This is a genomic window from Variovorax paradoxus B4 (assembly GCF_000463015.1).
Taxonomy (GTDB): domain Bacteria; phylum Pseudomonadota; class Gammaproteobacteria; order Burkholderiales; family Burkholderiaceae_C; genus Variovorax; species Variovorax paradoxus_E.
Genome location: NC_022234.1, coordinates 533,207 through 549,915 on the forward strand (window position 1 = coordinate 533,207; position 16,709 = coordinate 549,915).

Below are 16,709 nucleotides of genomic sequence, written 5' to 3' on the forward strand. Positions count from 1 at the left end.
ACCCTTCGCCGCTTTCACCACCCAGCCACAGGAGACACACCATGGCCCTTCGACGCAGACAACTGATCCAGGCCGCCGGCGCGGCCGCACTGGCCGGCGGCATGCCCGCCTTCGCCCAGGCGAGGACCAAGGTCAAGGTGGGCTACCTGCACACCCCGGCCGTGGACGGCCACATCTGGATTGGGCAGGAGAGCGGCGCCTTTGCGAAGCAGGGGCTCGAGCTGGAGATGATCCAGTTCACCACCGGCCTGGAGCTGTTCCAGGCCATGATCGGCGGCAGCCTGGACATGCTGTCCACCGGCGCCGTGGTTTCCAACTTTCCGGCGCGCGGCCAGGGCAAGGTGTTCCTGATGAACAACATCGAGTACGCGACGGCCCAGCTGTGGGTGCGCGAGGACGCCGGCATCAAGACGGTGGCCGACCTCAAGGGCAAGCAGATCTCCACCACCACGGGCACCACGGCGCACGTGTTCCTGGACCGCGCGCTGCGTTCGGGCAACCTGGACCCGGCCAAGGACGTGAAGCTGGTCAACCAGCGCATGACCGAGGCCGTCACGTCCTTCATCTCCGGCGCGGTGCCGGCGGTGGCGCTGTGGGTGCCTTTCGATTCGGTGATCCGCCAGAAGTTGCCGGGCGCGCGCAAGCTGGTCGACGCCTCGGCCTTCTTCCCGGAGGCCGCCATCATGGGCGGCTGGGCCGCGCGCAACGACTACTACGACAAGAACCGCGCGGTCATCACCAAGCTGATCGCCGCGTGGGCCGAGGTCAACGACGTGGTCACCGGCAAGCCCGACGCGGCGGCCGAGATGCTGCAGAAGACCCAGTACAAGGAGGTGCCGCTGGCCGACTTCAAGGAGCAGTTCAAGGCCTCCAAGTACTACACCAACGCCGAATGGCGCACGCGCTACCAGGACGGCACGGTCACCAGGTGGCTGCAGCAGGTGACGGACTTCTTCGTCGCCAACGCCAACATCCAGGGCGCACTGAAGGCCGAGCAGTACTTCGACGCCAAGCCCTTCCTGGAGACCGTCAAGGCATGACGGCGGGCGCCGGCGGCTACGACTACATCATCGTCGGCGCCGGTTCGGCCGGTTGCGTGCTGGCCAACCGCCTGAGCGCCGATGCGCGCTGCCGCGTGCTGGTGCTCGAGGCGGGCGGCGAGGGCGGCGCCTTCTGGCTGCGCATGCCCATCGGCTACTTCCGCACCATCTACGACAAGCGCTATTCGTGGCAGTTCGCCGTGGAGCCGCAGGAGGCCACGGGCAACCGCGCCATCGTCTGGCCGCGCGGCAAGGTGCTGGGCGGCTCCAGTGCGATCAACGGGCTCCTGTACATCCGCGGCCAGCATGCCGACTTCGACGACTGGGCCGCCGTGGCCGGCGCCGGGGGCTGGAGCTTTCGCGAGGTGCTGCCGTACTTCAAGAAGTCCGAGCGCTACCGGGGCGGCGAGAGCGAGTACCACGGCGCCTCGGGCGAGCTGTGCGTGTCCGACCTGCGCAACGAGCACCCCTATTGCAACGCGTGGATCGAGGCGGGCGTGCAGGCCGGCCATGGCCGCAACCCGGACTTCAACGGCGCGCGCACCGAAGGACTGGGCGCCTATCAGCTGACGCTGCGCGGCCACTGGCGCTGCGATGCGGCCACGGCCTTCCTGGCGCCGGTGCGCGTCCGGCCAAACCTCACGGTACTGACCGGCGTGCACGTGACGCGCGTGCTGATCGAGCAGGGCCGCGCGGTCGGCGTGGAATGGCTGCAGGATGGCGAGCCGCGCAGCGCCCGCGCGGACGCCGAGGTGCTGCTGGCCGCGGGCGCGCTGCAGTCGCCGCAGCTGCTGCAGCTGTCGGGCGTGGGCCCGGCCGGCCTGCTGCGCGGCCACGGCATCGCCGTGCATGCCGATGCGCCGCAGGTCGGCGAGAACCTGCAGGACCACTACCAGGCGCGGGTGATCGTCAAGCTGAAGAAGCGCATGTCGCTGAACGACCAGGTGCGCAACCCGCTCGCCCTGGCCGCCATGGGTGCGCAGTGGCTGTTCCGCCAGCGGGGCCCGCTCACGGTGGGCGCGGGGCAGGTCGGCGGCATGGTCTGCAGCCCGCTCGCGCAGGGTGGCCGGCCCGACGTGCTGTTCAACGTGATGCCGCTGTCGGTGGACAAGCCGGGCGATCCGCTGCACCGCTTCTCGGGCTTCTCGGCCTCGGCCACCCAGTGCCGGCCGCTGTCGCGCGGCACGGTGCAGATCCGCTCGGCCGATCCGCTGACCCCGCCGCGCATCGTCTCCAATTACCTGAGCGATCCGCACGACGCCAAGGTGCTGGTGGCGGGCCTCAGGATGCTGCGCGAGATCTACCGCCAGCCGGCCTTCTGCGACCTGGTCACGGACGAGGAATACCTGCCCGGGCGCGATGCGGCCGACGATGCCGCGCTCGAGGCCTTCGCGCGCCACAAGGGCGGCACCGTGTTCCATCCTGCGGGCACCTGCCGCATGGGCGGCGACGCGCGGTCGGTGGTGGACCCGCAGCTGCGCGTGCGCGGCATCGAGCGGCTGCGCGTGATCGACGCCGCCGTGATGCCGGCCATGGTGTCGACCAACACCAATGCCGCCTCGATCATGATTGCGGAGAAGGGGGCGGCGATGGTGCTGGAAGCGCGGTAGGAATCGCTACCGTATGGAGACGCGTTTTGGGATCAGATCGATGTTCTTCATCCACGGCCCTCGCGGCACGCGACTAGTTGCTGCCAAACCGCTTCAGGATGTCATCGGCGTCCGGCCCCACTTTCTCTTTCCATTGCCTGACCGCACCGACCGACGCCGCCTTCAGTGCACCGGTGACGCTCGGCGGTACATTCATTTCGATCACGACGCCATTGCTGTGCATGACCCTGTAGTTGTCTTCCAGGCGGCTGCGAATGCGCTGCCACTGTGCCGTCTCGGTTTCGGCAGCCGCCTGGTCAACGGCCGTCCTGCCGGCTGCGTCGAGGCTTTCGTAGGCCGCCAGGTTGATCGTTGCGATCGAGATCGGCATGGCGTAGTTGATCTCCGTGAACGCCGGCAGGTATTGCCAGAGCTTGCGGCCGGCGCCGCCGTCGCCGGAGGAGAGTACCGCGTCGACATCGCCGGCGGCGATGCGCGCCATCGCGTCGGCGAACGAGATGTTGGATGCCCAGGCGCCCGCCGCTGTCAGCGTCGCTTGCGACATGTCGTCGTAAGTGCGGATGCGAAGCGCCCGCAGTCCATCGAGGGACGTCACCGGCTTCCTGGACCAGATTCCGGACGCGGGCCACGGCGTCGTGTACAGCAGCTTTTGCCCGTGCGCCTGAAGGAACCGCTCGTAAGCCGGGCGTGCAGCCTTGAGAAGCGCTTCTGCACGTGGCAGCGAATCCGCCAGGAAGGGCAGTGACGACACGGCAAACAATGGGTACTTGTTCGCCACGCCGCCGGCAAAGGCATCGGCCGCATCGATCTTGCGCGCCTGGACCGCATCCACCATGTCGGCGGACTTGAATCCGGCGGTGGCGTCGAAGCTGGTCTCGAACATCAGTCTGCCGCCCGTCTTCTGCGCCACCCGCTCCGCGAAAGATGAAACGCCGAGGCCGGGCATCGAAGTGGCCGGATATTCTGTGGTGATGCGCAGTGTTGTCGTTGGCTGGGCGACGACGGTGAGGGCAAACAGTGCGGCAACGAGACCCAGAAGGGAGGATTTCGTCGTCAAGGGATTTCGGAGCGCGAATCCAGACATGTTTGTTTTCAACCTCAGGTGAAGATGGCCGCTATGGCCGACATGAATGATGCCAGCGATATCGATCAAGGCGGTCGTCAAAGGGTGTGGCTGTTGCGGCGTCGGCATCGAGGAAGCCCTCGGGCAAAGTGATCCGGCACCTGAAGGCGTCCGCCAGGAAAATTTCAACGCGTCCAGCGAAACGTTCCAAGTCATCCGGATCAACGAGTCAACTCTCATCTGGTCGACCTGGATCCTGACTCGCCATGTTGCCGTCCGAACTTCTTGATTCTGAAGAAACTGGGTTCCAGCTGGCGCCATGCTTCGGGCGCCAACGTCGATGCGCAGTGGTTCAGATTGTTTGGAAGGAGCGCCAATGGCGCAATTTCCTTAAAGGCAAATGCAATGACGTTGTTGTCCTCGAGGTCGCTCACGGCAATGACCTGGCCGGCAAAGCTCTTCCTTATTCGTTCCAGGTGCGTCGGAAAGTGCTCATGGCCGGCGTGGAGGTTGGCCACCAGAACCCCGTTGGGCTCCAGCTTTTCGCGGCAGTTGTCATAGAAGGATTGCGAGCAAAGATTCAGTGGTATTTGATTGGCATCGAATCCATCGGCCATGATCACGTCAAAGCGGTACGGGGCTGTACGAATGTAGTCGGCGGCATCTTCCTTCCTGATACTGAACCGATGATCATCGGCGGGAACTTCGAACTCATTGCGCAGTGCGATCACATAGGGGTTGATTTCAAGCACCTGGATGCGCGTATCGGGCAAATGCCGATAGCAGAATTTCGCCAGTGATCCACCGCCCAAGCCGATCATCGCGAGATGCCGAGGATCGGGCGAGAACAGCAAGAACCCCATCATGAGCCGTGTGTATGCCAGCACGAGGTCGTTCGGCCGGTCGATGAGCATTCGACTCTGAACATCCCAGACCGAGAAGCGCAAGGTCTTCGAATTCAGTGATTTGTCAACAAGGGCACGCGGATGCTTGTGGCACTCGAGGAGATCTGACATTGATGATTCTGTGAGTTGGCAGAGGCCGCAGATACGCCGCAGCCGGATGGAGGCGCAGAAGATGTCCCTGTTCTAGGCGAGCGGCGTGGACCAGACGAGGCGAACCAATCCATTGGCAATGTGCGGTTGCCGCATGCCGGTTGCGAGCACGCTGGCGTTGAGCCTGAGAGGCAAGGCACTTCTCAATTGGGCGAACACAAAAAAAGAAATCTCTGAATCCAGGCGCCGGTGAAATCGCCGGCCGCTCTCCGCGAGCAGTTGCGGAACCACCTCGCTTGCATGCGTATCGCGATCAAGGTAGATGCGTACAAGCCTGCCGTCAGAAAGAGTCAAGCGCGCACATTCGGCAGAGTCTGCCGCCGCGATTTCCAGTGCCAGGCCTCTCAGAACGGGGTGCACCTGGAGCAGATGCTTCAGGGTCAGGTTGACAATGGTCCGAAGCATTCCGATATCCGGCAACCGGGCCTGACTGCCTCCGTCCAGCAGGGCGGCGAGGTCCGCCCCGTCTTCCGGGCCCGCGTATTGAATGCAGTTCAAGCCCAGGGATTCTTCGGCTCTGCAAGCTTGTGCGACGTCCGGCAACTCTTGCACACGACTGCAAACCCACTGCAGCCAGGCAACGGCGGCCGCAAACTGGTCAAAATCGTAGATTGCCTCCGGAAACCAGTCGACAAAGAGCTTGGCATCCACTGCGTCGTCGTGCTCCCGGATGATCGGCGATATCCATCGGATACGGCCTTCCTGTTTCCAGATGGCCCCGAAGGGACGGCTTCGCCCTCCGGACCGAGGTTGGTAGCGCAAGAGCTTGATGTGTCGATTGGATGCGAGGCCCGGCCTCTCCGCAGCTGCTGTCATGGCACATCGGCCCGCGAATCGTTCTCCATGGCCCAGAGGTCTTGCAGCGTTGAAGGCACAGCCAATGCGAGACGCCCTGCGGCCAAGGGAAGCGTCGTCGCAAAGCCGATGGCCAAGTCGTTAGAAATGGCAGACACAGTCTCGGCCATGTTGGATGCGCGCCGCCGCACTGCGCCCACGTTGATTGCCCCGCTCAAGAACGCGAGCATGCCTGCCAACTGGCGATCCGTCTTTCGGAAAAAGAGCCGGTGAACGAGTTCTCGAGGGAAATGCACGCGCATGAACAGTGGGCCGAGGTGAAGAACACTTGGTTCGATGGAGCTGACACAAATATAGTTTTCATTATATATATTTGCAATTATCATTTCATTATCATAAAAAGCAAATGCAAGCGGCGCTTCCTGGCGGGCGGGTTGGGCGTGTCGCAGTCTGCGATCGAGGTCGTTTTCGGGCGCAAGAATGCCAACAGGCAACTGCGAATCAAGGCGCCGGCCAGGCTGCCGGCGTGCATCGCGCTGCCCTTGGCGAGCGACGTCACATCCAGCGCCGCGCCATCACGCCGGTCTCGCTGACGGGTGTCAGGGAGCTTTGGTCGTCAGGCGACGTGCAGGCACAAAAGGGTCCGGGCCTTGGTTACGTGGCGGCCGCTGGCCTTGTTGATCCAAATCAAGCGAAGGTCGCACGCAGCGCAGTACATGTTGTGCCGTCAATGCCTATTCTGAACGGATACCCCGGAAGACATGAAACCGCTGCAGCGCATCGAAGAACCCAGCACCAATCCTTCACGCCTCGAGCTACTGATCGTCCATCGCCCCGAGGGAGCGGCATTTGTCCCGCCGCACATCGTGCATCTCTTTGCCGCTCTCGACTGCGTGCAGTTGGACAGATCCATCTATACCCTGCCTGCAGGCCCAGGGCGAGACGATGGGCTTCGCTGCCTCGCCAAGGATTTCGCTACGGTTGGCGGCTCCATCTGGTTGTTCGCGGAATTGGGTGACGCGGCCCAGGATGATCAAACATATCGTCCCTTGCGGGATTGCAGCGAGCGATATGCCGAGGCAGTTGCGGCGTGGCGAGAAGGCCGTGGAGCCTTGCCCGGCCTGAAGCCCGGCGAACTTCTTCGGCTGTAGACGCTTCGTCGGCATGGGAGCGACGAAGCGTCATGGCGGTCTCAGACGTCTGGCTGGCACCGTCTCACTGCACCGAGGATCCCGCGCAGGATGTCGATCGGAGGCGGGGGGCAGCCGGGCACCACCGCGTCGACAGGAATCACATTCGCCACCCTGCCGCAGCTGGCATAGCTCTCGCCGAAGATGCCGCCGGTGCAGCCGCAATCGCCGACGGCAACCACCAGCCTGGGTTGCGGCGTGGCATCGTAAGTGCGCTTCAACGCCTCCTCCATATGGCGCGAGACCGGTCCGGTCACCAGCAGCATGTCGGCATGGCGCGGGCTGGCAACGAACTTGATGCCGAGCCCTTCGATGTTGTAGTAGGGGTTGTTGAGCGCATGGATCTCGAGCTCGCAGCCATTGCACGAGCCGGCATCGACGGCACGGATCGTCAGTGCCTGGCCAAGGATGGCGAGGATGTCGCGGTGGATGCGATCGACGGCGGCGTGTTCGGCATCGTCGGCCTGCGGCGCCGGCTCGGTGACGATGCCGGTGCGCACGATCTGCTTGAGGATGTGCCACATCAGAGGTCGTGTCCCGAATAGCTCAGGTTGAAGGACTTGTTGATCAGCGGAAAGTCCGGAACGATGTTGCCGATGATGGCGTGCTCCAGCACCGGCCAGTTCTGCCAGGATGGATCGTGGCAGTGGCATCGCACGATGCGGCCGTCGTCCGAGATTTCCAACGCAACGAACACCTCGCCGCGCCATCCTTCGACCCGGCCCGCACCCAGCGATGCCGAAGTCCGGTGCGCCACCTCGGCCCGGGCCGCGCCGCCCGGCAAGCCGGCGCAGATGGCACGGATGAGCCGCAACGACTCGAACGCCTCGTCGAACCGTACCGCCACGCGCGCCGCGACGTCGCCGTCGTGCTGCGTCGCGATCTCGACCTTCAGCCCATCGTAGGGCGGCCGCGGGAAGTCGCAGCGCAGATCGGCCGCCTGCCCGCTCGCGCGTCCCGCCAGGCCCGTAAGGCCGAGTCGCGCGGCCAGCTCGGGCGTGACCTGTCCGGCCCCGGCAAATCGGTCCTGCAGACCCGCATGCTCGTCGTATATGCGCCTCAACACGCGCACCTCCTGCTCGACCGCATCGCATTGCGCGCGCAGGCGATCCCGCATGGACGGCGTCGGATCGACCGCCACGCCGCCAGGGATGACGGCGTCCATCATCAGGCGGTGGCCGAAGATCTGCCCGGACAGGCGCAACCAGTCTTCGCGCAGCCGGGAGAACTGCGCCAGGCCGAAGGCGAGCGCCGCGTCGTTGGCCAGCGCGCCAAGGTCGCCCAGGTGGTTGGCCACGCGTTCGCGCTCGAGCATCAGCGCACGCAGCCAGCTGGCGCGTTCCGGAATGTCGCAGCCCCAGGCCGACTCGAGCGCCATGCTGTAGGCCCAGGCGTAGGCCACCGTCGTGTCGCCGGAGATGCGGCCTGCAAGTCGGTGGCCCTCGAGCGGCGCCAGTTCCGTGAACCGGCGCTCCACGCCCTTGTGCGTGTACCCCAGGTGCTCCTCGAGCCTGAGCACTTTTTCGCCCACGACGGAAAAACGAAAGTGGCCGGGCTCGATGATGCCGGCATGCACGGGTCCGACGGCGATCTCGTGCACCCCGTCGCCGTCGACGCGCACGAAAGGGTAGTCGGCGGGAAGCGCGCCCCGCGCGGCTCGCTCGAACCGGGCGGTTGATTGAAGGGGCGGCGGTCCGGGCGGCCATGCCCCGTGGTCGAGCCAGGGGCGATCGTCCTCCTGGCCTTCCGCGCGAATGCCCGACAGATCCGCGACGGCGCGTTGCATGCGTTGCGCACAGGGGAACAGGCCGGCCAGGTCGGGAAACCCCTGCGCAGCGTCTTCCAGGCGAAGTTCGAGCCAGACCAGCCCTTCGCGCACGGCATACGCGGCACACACCGCCGTCACGTCGCCGTGCGCGCGGCGATCGACGCCCCAGACCGAGACCAGGCGCCCGCCGGTGTCCGCGACGCGGCGCGCGGCGGTGCTCCAGGCGCTGCGCTGCACCCGTCCATGCCAGATGGGCATCGGCGAGGGCAGTCGCCGCAGATCGAGTCCGAGTTCCGGCGGCGCCATCGGTCAGTTCCCCAGCATGGCCGCCGCCTGGACGTACCAGGCGTTCAGATAGGGCGGGATGTAGAGGCCGAGCATCAGGCCCAGCGCCAGATGCACGAACACCGGAACCAGGGCCGGAGGATGCGCCAGGGGCTTGACGTTGGTCTCCCCGAAGACCATGGGCTGGATCCGGCTGAAGACGGACGCGAACGCCAATCCCAGGGCGACCAGCAGAAACGGGGTTGCCCAGGGCTGCTCGCGCATTGCGGTCGTGACGATCAGGAACTCGCTGGCGAAGACGCCGAACGGTGGCATGCCGAGGATGGCGAGCGATCCGAGCATCAGCCCCCAGGCAACCGTCGGGCTGACCTTGATGAGTCCGCGGATGTTTTCCATGACCTGGGTGCCGGCCTTCTGCGCCGCATGGCCGACGGCAAAGAAGATCGCCGACTTGATCAGCGAGTGCACCGTCATGTGCAGCAGCCCGGCGTAGTTGGCGATGGGGCCGCCCATGCCGAAGGCGAAGGTCATCATGCCCATGTGCTCGATCGACGAGTAGGCGAACATGCGCTTGACGTCCTTCTGCCGGATCAGGAAGAACACCGCCGCCACCACCGACAGCAGGCCGAACCCCATCATCAGCCGGCCGGCCAGGGGACTGCCCAGTGCGCCGTCGGTCAACACCTTGCAGCGCAGGATCGCATAGAGCGCGACGTTCAGCAGCAGGCCCGACAGCACCGCCGACACCGGTGTCGGACCCTCGGCATGCGCATCGGGCAGCCAGTTGTGGACCGGCACCAGGCCGACCTTGGTCCCGTATCCGATGAACAGGAACGCGAACGCCAGCGTGATGATGTTCGGATCGAGCTGCCCCTTCACCGCATCGAGGTTGGTCCAGAGCAGGGCGCCGCCTTCGGGGCCGATCACCTTTTCGGCCGCCATGTAGAGCAGCACCGTTCCGAACAATGCCTGGGCGATGCCCACGCCGCACAGGATGAAGTATTTCCACGCGGCCTCGAGGCTGGCCGCGGTGCGATAGACGCTGACCAGCAGCACGGTGGTCAATGTCGCGGCCTCCATGGCCACCCAGATGATGCCCATGTTGTTGGTCGTCAACGCGAGCAGCATCGTGAAGCTGAACAGCTGGTACATGCTGTGGTAGAGCCGCATGCGTGGCGGGGTCATCTTTCCATGGTCGCGCTCCACCCGCATGTAGGGGCGCGAGAAGATGGCGGTGGTCAGGCCGACGAACGCGGTCAGGGCGACGAGAAAGACATTCAGCGCATCGATGTAGAACTCGCGATCCCACACCAGCGTCGGCCCGCTCTCGACGATCTGCGCCGTGAGCGCGCAGGCGGAAATGAAGGTACCCAGGCTGAAGGCGACATTGACGTCGCGTGCGTTGTCGCGGTGGCCGACCAGCGCCAGCACCAACCCGCCGGCCAGCGGGGTTGCGAGGAGGAAGGCCAATGCAAGCATCTAGTCTTCCTTGAGCTTTTCCAGGTGGCGGATGTCCAGGCTGTCGAATTGCTCGCGGATCTGGAACATGAAGACGCCCAGGATCAGCACGCCGATCAGCACATCCAGCGCGATGCCGAACTCGACCACCATCGGCATGCCGTAGGTGGCCGACGTCGCGGCGAAGAACAGGCCGTTCTCCATCGCGAGAAAGCCGATCACCTGCGGAATCGCCTTGGCGCGCGTGATCATCATCAGGAACGACAGCAGCACGCAGGCCAGCGCGATGCCCAGCGTGCCGCTGGCGAGCGCCGATGACAGTCGGGAGATGGGAATGGCCAGATTGAAGGCGAAGATCACCACCGCGATGCCGATGAGCATCGTCGTCGGGATCTTGATCAGTGTCTCGACGTCCGAGCGGATGCCGAGCCGTCGGACGACCCGGTGCAGCAGGTACGGGATCAACAGCACCTTGAGCACCAGGGTCAGTCCGCCCGACAGGTACAGGTGGTGCTGGTGGGTCGCGTAGCCGACGACGACGGTGGCGAGCGCCAGCGTGGCGCCCTGCATCGTGAACAGGTGAATCAGCGTGAGGATGCGCCGCTGTGAGAGCATCGCAAAAGCGAGCATCAGCAGCACTGCGCCGAGCAGGTTGACGAACTGGGTCAGGATGCCATTGTTCATGTCAGCGGTTGAGCAGCAGGTGCACGAGCATGCCGATCACCGCCAGCAGGAAGGCGGTGGCGAGGAATTCGGGGACGCGGAAGATGCGCATCTTGGCGCTCGCCGTTTCCAGAACGGCCAGCAGAAAGCCGCCAACGGCGAGTTTGCCCATCAGCGCGGGCAGGGCCAGCAGCATCTCCAGGGGGGCCTGGGCTTCGGCCACGCCCCATGGAAAAAACAGGGCCAAGCCGATACACGAGTACGCGAACAGCTTCAGGCTGGACGCCCATTCGACCAGCGCCAGATGCCGGCCCGAGTACTCGAGAATGAGCGCCTCGTGGATCATGGTCAGCTCGAGGTGCGTGGCCGGGTTGTCCACCGGCACGCGAGCGTTCTCGGCGAGCGAGACCATCGTGAATGCAACCCCGGTGAAGGCCAGCCCGGGATAGATGGCCAGTTCCCGACGCGCCAGCGTCTCGACAATGGTCGTGAGGGACGTGGACTGGGAGATCAGCGAGGCCGAGAACAGCACCATCAGCAGCGCGGGTTCGGCAAGAAACCCGACCAGCATTTCGCGGCGCGCTCCCATGGTGCCGAACGCGGTGCCGATGTCCATGGCGGCCAGCGAGATGAACACCCGCGCCAGGGCGAACAGGCCGACCAGCGCGATCGCATCGGCCGCCGGCGCCAGCGGCAAGTCGGTCGACAGCGTCGGGATGATGGCGCAGGCCAGCACCATGCAGCCGAACATCACGTAGGGTGCGATGCGGAACAAGCGCGATGCGTGCTCGGCAATCACCGATTCCTTGTGAAACAGCTTGTGCAGCATGCGGTAGGGCTGCCAGAGGCTGGGTGCAGACTTGTTCTGGAGCCACGCGCGCCACAGGTTGATCCAGCCGGTCAACAGGGGCGCCAGCGCGATCGCGATGACGATCTCCAGCACTTGCGACATGACGCCGGTGAGACTCATGGCAGGCTCACCGCATGACCACGAGCAGCGTGGCCACGAGTGTCAGGAAGCTGTACAGCAGGTACACCGAGATGCGCCCCTGCTGCATCAGGCCGACCAGCCGCGCGAGATACGCGGCCAGGTCGGCGATGGGCACATAGAGCCAGCGCCAGAAGCGGTCTTCCACCGTCACACGGTAGCGCGGCTTCGCATCGAAGGGGGTGGGCAGGTCGCGCCGCATCAGGAAGAACGGCTCGAAGATCTGGCGGATGGGCTGGCCGAAGCCCTCGGCGGTGTCCTGCATGCGTGCCGTGCCCCACGCAAAGCCGCAAGCCCAGGGCGGGCTGCGCCGCATGCGTCCGTGGTACAGGCCGCGCACCAGCAGATAGGCGAGTGCAAAACTCCCGAGGATGCCGAGCAGCAGGATCACGGGCCCATAGCTGGCCTGCTCGAGGCTGTTCGGCGCCAACAGCCAGCGGTTGGCTGCCGGCTCGCCGCCCAGACCCGATGCGACGAGTTGCCGCGTCACCGGATCGATCAGCCGGATGAACTGCGTCGGCAGCAGCCCGAGCGCAACGCAGCCCAGCGCCAGCCAGGCCATGCCCACGCGCTCCCAGTGGCCGGCATCGTTGGCATGGGCGAGTTTCTCCTCGCGCGGCTGGCCGAGGAAGATCACGCCGAAGAACTTGACCATCGTGTAGCCGGCCAGGGCGGCCACCAGCACGATGAGCGCGGCAACCACCGGGATGAGCATGGTCAGGAGCGGCACCGGCAGTCCCGGCGTGAAGAGGAAGCTCTGCAGCAGCAGCCATTCCGAGACGAACCCGCCCAGCGGCGGCAGGCCTGCGCTGCTCAGCACGCCCAGCAGCGTGAGCCAGGCGACCCAGGGCATGGTCCGGATCAGTCCACCCAGCTTGCCCAGGTTTCTCTCGGAAGTGGCATGAAGCACGCTGCCGGCGCCAAGAAAGAGCAGGCTCTTGAAGAACGCGTGGCTTGCGACGTGATAGAGGGTCGCCGTCAACGCGAGTGCGGCCATCGGCTTCATGCCATAGGCTGAGAATATCAATGCCAGTCCCATGCCGGCGAACAGCAAGCCCATGTTCTCGATCGACGAATAGGCCAGCAGTCGCTTCATGTCGACCTGTACCGCCGCGAAGATCACGCCGAACAGCGCCGTCGCCAGGCCGATCGCCAGCAGCAGGCCGCCCCACCACCACATGGGGGTGTTCAGCAGGTCCAGGGACACGCGCAGCAGGCCGTAGATGGCCGTGTTGAGCATGACCCCGCTCATCATGGCCGAGACGGGGGAGGGCGCCGCGGGGTGGGCTTCGGGCAGCCAGACATGCAGCGGCAGGATGCCGGCCTTGGCGCCGAACCCGAACACCGCAAGCAGGAAGCCGGCCGAGGCCCACAACGGGGGCAACGCCTGGGCGCGCATGTTGGCGAATGTGTAGTCGCCCGTATCGGCCTGCAGCACGCCGAAGCACAGCAGGACCGCAATGGCGCCGATTCTCGCCATCGTGATGTAGAGATAGCCGGCGCTGCGCACCTCGGCCAGGCGGTGGTTCGCGGTCACCAGGAAGAACGACGACAGCGCCATCGTCTCCCACATCACCATGAACGAATACGCGTCGTCGGCGAGGATCACGCCCACCATGCTGACCAGGAAGACGTGGTACTCCAGGCACAGCAGGCCGGGCGGCGTGCCTTCGCCTTTGCGGAAGTAGCCGGCTGCAAATGTGGAGATGCCTGCGGCCGAGCCTCCGACCACCATCAGGAAGTAGGCCGACAGGCTGTCCAGGCGAAGATGGAACGGCAATGCGGGCAACCCGATGGGCAGCACGGCGACCTCGGGCGTGTCGAGCAATGCGCCCAGGGCCAGGCCGAAGAGTGCCAGCCCGAGCAGCGCGCCGGCAGGAAAGAACAGCCGGGACACCAGTGCCAATCGATGCAACGCCATGACGCCGGCGATGCCGATCAGAAGCCAGCCCAGCGCAACGACGAGTACCCAATCCAGCCAGAGCCAATGCGCGGGAGAGGGCAGGCTGGTCATGGCTGGGCACTCTGGAGGTCAGCGCGCCACGAGAGGATGCCTTTCACCGACCGTGAGGTTCGGCGAACAGGGCCTGCGTACAACTTCGAGTTCCATGGATCCTCAGCATTGCGTTGAAATCCAAAGGGTATCTTCAGCACATGGTATATGAATACCATGCGATCCAGGAAGGACTAGCTTCGCTGGTCTTTCAGCGCGGATGTGATCAGTGCAAACCCTGCCAGCAGCTGGCTGGCGGCGATGGGATCGAGGTCGGGCGGCTTGCGGATGGCTCCGAGCCGATACGTCTCGAGGGCATTGCCCTTGCAGGCGAACACGATGTTGTGGCTCTCCTCGCCATCTTCGACGACAAGAACGGACTCATTGAAGCTCTGGCGGATCCGGATCAGGTGGTCGACGCTTTCGGGGTCCCCGTGCTGCAGGTTGACCACCATGATCCCGTCGGGCCTGAGCGACTCGTAGCAGCCGTCATAGAAACCCTGGGAGCTCAGCTGGGCAGGCAGGCCTTCCAGGACATACCCGTCCACGATCAGGACATCGAAGCGGCTGGGATCGCGATGCACGAAGTCCGCGCCATCGGCCTGAAAGACCATGAACCGCGCATCATCAGGGGGGATGTGAAACTCATCGCGCAATGCGATGACATGCGGATTGATCTCGGCGACCTGGATCCGGGTCCGGCTCAGATAGCGATAGCAGAACTTGGCCAGCGATCCGCCCCCCAAGCCGATCATCCCGATGCTCCGGGGGTCGGGCTTGAAGAGCAGGAAGCCCATCATCGTGCGCGTGTATTCGAGCGCCAAGGCGTTGGGATCATTGATGCGCATGCGGCTCTGGATGTCGCTGATGCAGAAATGAAGGAGCTTGGAAGTGGCGGTCTCGTAGATGAAGGGTTTGACGTGTCGCACGGAGGCTGGGCTGTCGGGCATGAGCAAGAACGGTTCTTGGTTTCTGATGGGGGAATCGGGTTCAGCGCCGGGCCATGCGCGCCAGCGAAGCGCGGATGTGGGCAACATCCATGTTCGTGATCACCACGCGCGGGGTGAGAAACATCGGCGCGTCGAGTTCAAGGTCCGGCATCACAAGCAGGCATTGGCTGCGCATCGTTCAGTGCCGTCATCCGGTGGTGCGCGAGAACGCCCTCGCGTACGACGTCCGTGGACACGATGTTCCTGAGCAGGGAAACGCCACATGCTCCAAGTTCTGTGCGATAGAAATCGAATGTAATGCGTCTGATGTTTCATTGCAATGATAATTTCATTATCATATCTTCGCATCTGCCGATGCTTGCCACGGAGCGCCTGACCTCGACCTGGCTGGCGTGCCCGGAGAAGCGGGGCCAATTTTCTTTACCGACACCGCACGAAGGCACGCATGCTGCTCTATGGAAGTACCGACTCTGGTCACTCGTACAAAGTCAGATCTTTTCTCCTGCTGTCAGGGACAGCCCACAGTTATCAGTGGATTGATCTCGGCACGCCAAGATCGGAACGCCTCGCGGCATTCGTTGCGGCCAGCAAGTTCGGCGAAGTTCCCGTTCTGATCGATGACGGCATCGCGCATTGCCAGTCGAACGCCATCCTGATGCATCTCGCCCAGCGCACGAACGCTTTCCGCGGTCATGGAGCCGAATGGCGTTCGATCCTCGAGTGGCTTTCCTGGGAGGCGAACCGCATCGGCTTCAGCGCGCCCAATCTGCGCTTTTCGTCGTTGTGGGAGCCTCAGCCGCCCGATGTTCTTGCGTACCTGCGCAAACGGGTGCTCGCAGACTTGCAGACGCTCGACGAAGCGCTCTCAAGAACCGAGTTCCTCCTGCCTTCGGGTCCGACGATTGCGGACATCTCATGTTCCGCCTACCTCTTCTGGTTGTCTCAGACCGGTTTTGCGGAAGCCGACTACCCTCATATCGAGCGCTGGCTGGGTCTGCTGCGCGCGCTGCCTGGGTGGATGCATCCGGACGAAGCAATGAGGCCGGCACCACTGGCGGCCGGCACCTGAAGGCGTCCAACTGCAGGGAGTTGACTCAACTGCTGATGCCAAGCAGATCGAGCACGCCGCAGACGAAGGTGAGCGGATGCGGCGGACACCCGGGCACATAGAGCGCCGGCTTGAATCGCTGCAGGAAACTCCGGTCCAGCGTGGACGCGCCTTCGAACGGGCTCCCCGAGATCGCGCAGGCGCCGACCGCAATCACGAGCTTGGGGTCAGGCATGCCGTCCCAGCACAGTTCCAATGCCGCGGCCATGTTGCGGGTGATCGGTCCCGTCAGCACCAGGCCGTCCGCATGCCGCGGAGATGCCACGATGTCGATGCCATAACGCGCGATGTCGAAGTTGACGTTGGTGAGTGCATTGACCTCGAGCTCGCAGCCGTTGCAGCCACCGGCCGAGACGGATCTCAGCTTGAGGGAGCGGCCAAAGCGCTTGCGCAGCGCGTCGGACACCTTCACGGGATCGGGCATCGGTCGCGACGCGCTCAAGGTCAACCCCTCTCGATCGGTCGCGGCCAGCTTGAAGTCGTTCGTGAACGAGAGCTTTCCGCTGGGGCATGCGGGAACGCAGTCGCCGCACATCACGCAGCGCCCCAGGTCGATCTGCACCGGGTCGAGCGCGATCGCCCCGGTCGGGCATGCGGCCGCGCAGGCGTCGCAGCCCGTGTCGCAAGCGGCATTGCCGATGTCGGGCTTGCCGCGGAATCCGACTGGATTCGCCTGCCGGGGATCCTTGATGTACTGAGTCCCTTGCGAGATTCTCACGCTGATCGACTTGAGCACCGATGTT

17 protein-coding genes are annotated in these 16,709 nt (G+C 64.5%); 4 read left to right on the forward strand and 13 right to left on the reverse strand.

What is annotated here, in order from left to right; genetic code table 11:
* Nucleotides 1–41 precede the first annotated feature (41 nt).
* Nucleotides 42–1,040 (forward strand): ABC transporter substrate-binding protein, encoded by a 999-nt coding sequence (locus VAPA_RS29665; RefSeq protein ID WP_021003913.1) that lies wholly within the window; start codon nucleotides 42–44, stop codon nucleotides 1,038–1,040.
* A complete protein-coding gene (locus tag VAPA_RS29670; protein ID WP_021003914.1) occupies nucleotides 1,037–2,650 on the forward strand; it encodes a GMC family oxidoreductase in 1,614 nt (537 codons plus the stop codon). The genes VAPA_RS29665 and VAPA_RS29670 overlap by 4 nt, the downstream gene beginning before the upstream one ends.
* 73 nt (nucleotides 2,651–2,723) lie before the next feature.
* Here the strand turns inward: VAPA_RS29670 and VAPA_RS29675 are convergent, their stop codons facing one another.
* The 4 genes from VAPA_RS29675 to VAPA_RS34645 all read right to left on the reverse strand — a co-directional run bounded on the left by VAPA_RS29675 (nucleotide 2,724) and on the right by VAPA_RS34645 (nucleotide 6,057).
* Entirely contained in the window at nucleotides 2,724–3,803 is a 1,080-nt protein-coding gene (locus tag VAPA_RS29675; protein ID WP_230559099.1) for a TRAP transporter substrate-binding protein, read from the reverse strand.
* A 146-nt stretch (nucleotides 3,804–3,949) separates the two neighbouring features.
* Nucleotides 3,950–4,729: a fused MFS/spermidine synthase gene (locus VAPA_RS29680; RefSeq protein WP_021003916.1), complete on the reverse strand. Its 780-nt coding sequence runs from the start codon at nucleotides 4,727–4,729 to the stop codon at nucleotides 3,950–3,952.
* 72 nt (nucleotides 4,730–4,801) lie between these two features.
* On the reverse strand, nucleotides 4,802–5,419 hold the full coding sequence (locus tag VAPA_RS29685; protein ID WP_155248136.1) for a hypothetical protein: 618 nt from the start codon (nucleotides 5,417–5,419) through the stop codon (nucleotides 4,802–4,804).
* A gap of 161 nt (nucleotides 5,420–5,580) precedes the next feature.
* Nucleotides 5,581–6,057: a hypothetical protein gene (locus VAPA_RS34645; protein ID WP_155248137.1), complete on the reverse strand. Its 477-nt coding sequence runs from the start codon at nucleotides 6,055–6,057 to the stop codon at nucleotides 5,581–5,583.
* 267 nt (nucleotides 6,058–6,324) lie between these two features.
* On the opposite strand from VAPA_RS34645, the gene VAPA_RS34650 reads away from it, so the two are divergent.
* Nucleotides 6,325–6,714, forward strand: coding sequence for a hypothetical protein (locus tag VAPA_RS34650; protein WP_021003920.1), 390 nt, complete (start codon nucleotides 6,325–6,327; stop codon nucleotides 6,712–6,714).
* Between the two features lie 41 nt (nucleotides 6,715–6,755).
* Here the strand turns inward: VAPA_RS34650 and VAPA_RS29700 are convergent, their stop codons facing one another.
* From VAPA_RS29700 to VAPA_RS35470, 8 genes are all read right to left on the reverse strand, one after another.
* Nucleotides 6,756–7,277, reverse strand: a complete 522-nt coding sequence (locus tag VAPA_RS29700; RefSeq protein WP_021003921.1) for an NADH-quinone oxidoreductase subunit B family protein — start codon at nucleotides 7,275–7,277, stop codon at nucleotides 6,756–6,758.
* A complete protein-coding gene (locus VAPA_RS29705; protein WP_021003922.1) occupies nucleotides 7,277–8,827 on the reverse strand; it encodes a hydrogenase large subunit in 1,551 nt (516 codons plus the stop codon). The genes VAPA_RS29700 and VAPA_RS29705 overlap by 1 nt, the downstream gene beginning before the upstream one ends.
* 3 nt (nucleotides 8,828–8,830) lie before the next feature.
* Nucleotides 8,831–10,285, reverse strand: coding sequence for a hydrogenase 4 subunit F (locus tag VAPA_RS29710; protein WP_021003923.1), 1,455 nt, complete (start codon nucleotides 10,283–10,285; stop codon nucleotides 8,831–8,833).
* The gene (locus VAPA_RS29715; RefSeq protein ID WP_021003924.1) at nucleotides 10,286–10,948 is read right to left on the reverse strand and encodes a hydrogenase 4, membrane component E; all 663 of its coding nucleotides are present in this window, start codon (nucleotides 10,946–10,948) and stop codon (nucleotides 10,286–10,288) included.
* Between the two features lies 1 nt (nucleotide 10,949).
* Nucleotides 10,950–11,897: a respiratory chain complex I subunit 1 family protein gene (locus VAPA_RS29720; protein WP_021003925.1), complete on the reverse strand. Its 948-nt coding sequence runs from the start codon at nucleotides 11,895–11,897 to the stop codon at nucleotides 10,950–10,952.
* A gap of 7 nt (nucleotides 11,898–11,904) precedes the next feature.
* A complete protein-coding gene (gene hyfB, locus VAPA_RS29725) occupies nucleotides 11,905–13,929 on the reverse strand; it encodes a hydrogenase 4 subunit B (RefSeq protein ID WP_021003926.1) in 2,025 nt (674 codons plus the stop codon).
* Nucleotides 13,930–14,102: 173 nt separating this feature from the next.
* On the reverse strand, nucleotides 14,103–14,858 hold the full coding sequence (locus VAPA_RS29730; RefSeq protein WP_021003927.1) for a fused MFS/spermidine synthase: 756 nt from the start codon (nucleotides 14,856–14,858) through the stop codon (nucleotides 14,103–14,105).
* Between the two features lie 40 nt (nucleotides 14,859–14,898).
* Nucleotides 14,899–15,033, reverse strand: coding sequence for a hypothetical protein (locus VAPA_RS35470; RefSeq protein WP_268977830.1), 135 nt, complete (start codon nucleotides 15,031–15,033; stop codon nucleotides 14,899–14,901).
* A gap of 270 nt (nucleotides 15,034–15,303) precedes the next feature.
* Here VAPA_RS35470 and VAPA_RS29735 point away from each other — a divergent pair, with 270 nt between their 5' ends.
* Nucleotides 15,304–15,927, forward strand: coding sequence for a glutathione S-transferase family protein (locus tag VAPA_RS29735; RefSeq protein WP_021003928.1), 624 nt, complete (start codon nucleotides 15,304–15,306; stop codon nucleotides 15,925–15,927).
* A gap of 25 nt (nucleotides 15,928–15,952) precedes the next feature.
* Here the strand turns inward: VAPA_RS29735 and VAPA_RS29740 are convergent, their stop codons facing one another.
* Nucleotides 15,953–16,702, reverse strand: a complete 750-nt coding sequence (locus tag VAPA_RS29740; RefSeq protein ID WP_021003929.1) for an NADH-quinone oxidoreductase subunit B family protein — start codon at nucleotides 16,700–16,702, stop codon at nucleotides 15,953–15,955.
* Nucleotides 16,703–16,709: the final 7 nt, after the last annotated feature.

Excerpts from the sequence above, each read along its gene's own strand:
- VAPA_RS29665 (WP_021003913.1), top strand. The coding sequence starts at position 42 with ATGGCCCTTCGACGCAGACAACTGATCCAGGCCGCCGGCGCGGCCGCA.
- VAPA_RS29670 (WP_021003914.1), top strand. The coding sequence starts at position 1,037 with ATGACGGCGGGCGCCGGCGGCTACGACTACATCATCGTCGGCGCCGGT.
- VAPA_RS29680 (WP_021003916.1), bottom strand. The coding sequence starts at position 4,729 with ATGTCAGATCTCCTCGAGTGCCACAAGCATCCGCGTGCCCTTGTTGAC.
- VAPA_RS34650 (WP_021003920.1), top strand. The coding sequence starts at position 6,325 with ATGAAACCGCTGCAGCGCATCGAAGAACCCAGCACCAATCCTTCACGC.
- VAPA_RS29700 (WP_021003921.1), bottom strand. The coding sequence starts at position 7,277 with ATGTGGCACATCCTCAAGCAGATCGTGCGCACCGGCATCGTCACCGAG.
- VAPA_RS29705 (WP_021003922.1), bottom strand. The coding sequence starts at position 8,827 with ATGGCGCCGCCGGAACTCGGACTCGATCTGCGGCGACTGCCCTCGCCG.
- VAPA_RS29710 (WP_021003923.1), bottom strand. The coding sequence starts at position 10,285 with ATGCTTGCATTGGCCTTCCTCCTCGCAACCCCGCTGGCCGGCGGGTTG.
- VAPA_RS29715 (WP_021003924.1), bottom strand. The coding sequence starts at position 10,948 with ATGAACAATGGCATCCTGACCCAGTTCGTCAACCTGCTCGGCGCAGTG.
- VAPA_RS29720 (WP_021003925.1), bottom strand. The coding sequence starts at position 11,897 with ATGAGTCTCACCGGCGTCATGTCGCAAGTGCTGGAGATCGTCATCGCG.
- hyfB (WP_021003926.1), bottom strand. The coding sequence starts at position 13,929 with ATGACCAGCCTGCCCTCTCCCGCGCATTGGCTCTGGCTGGATTGGGTA.
- VAPA_RS29730 (WP_021003927.1), bottom strand. The coding sequence starts at position 14,858 with ATGCCCGACAGCCCAGCCTCCGTGCGACACGTCAAACCCTTCATCTAC.
- VAPA_RS35470 (WP_268977830.1), bottom strand. The coding sequence starts at position 15,033 with ATGCGCAGCCAATGCCTGCTTGTGATGCCGGACCTTGAACTCGACGCG.
- VAPA_RS29735 (WP_021003928.1), top strand. The coding sequence starts at position 15,304 with ATGCTGCTCTATGGAAGTACCGACTCTGGTCACTCGTACAAAGTCAGA.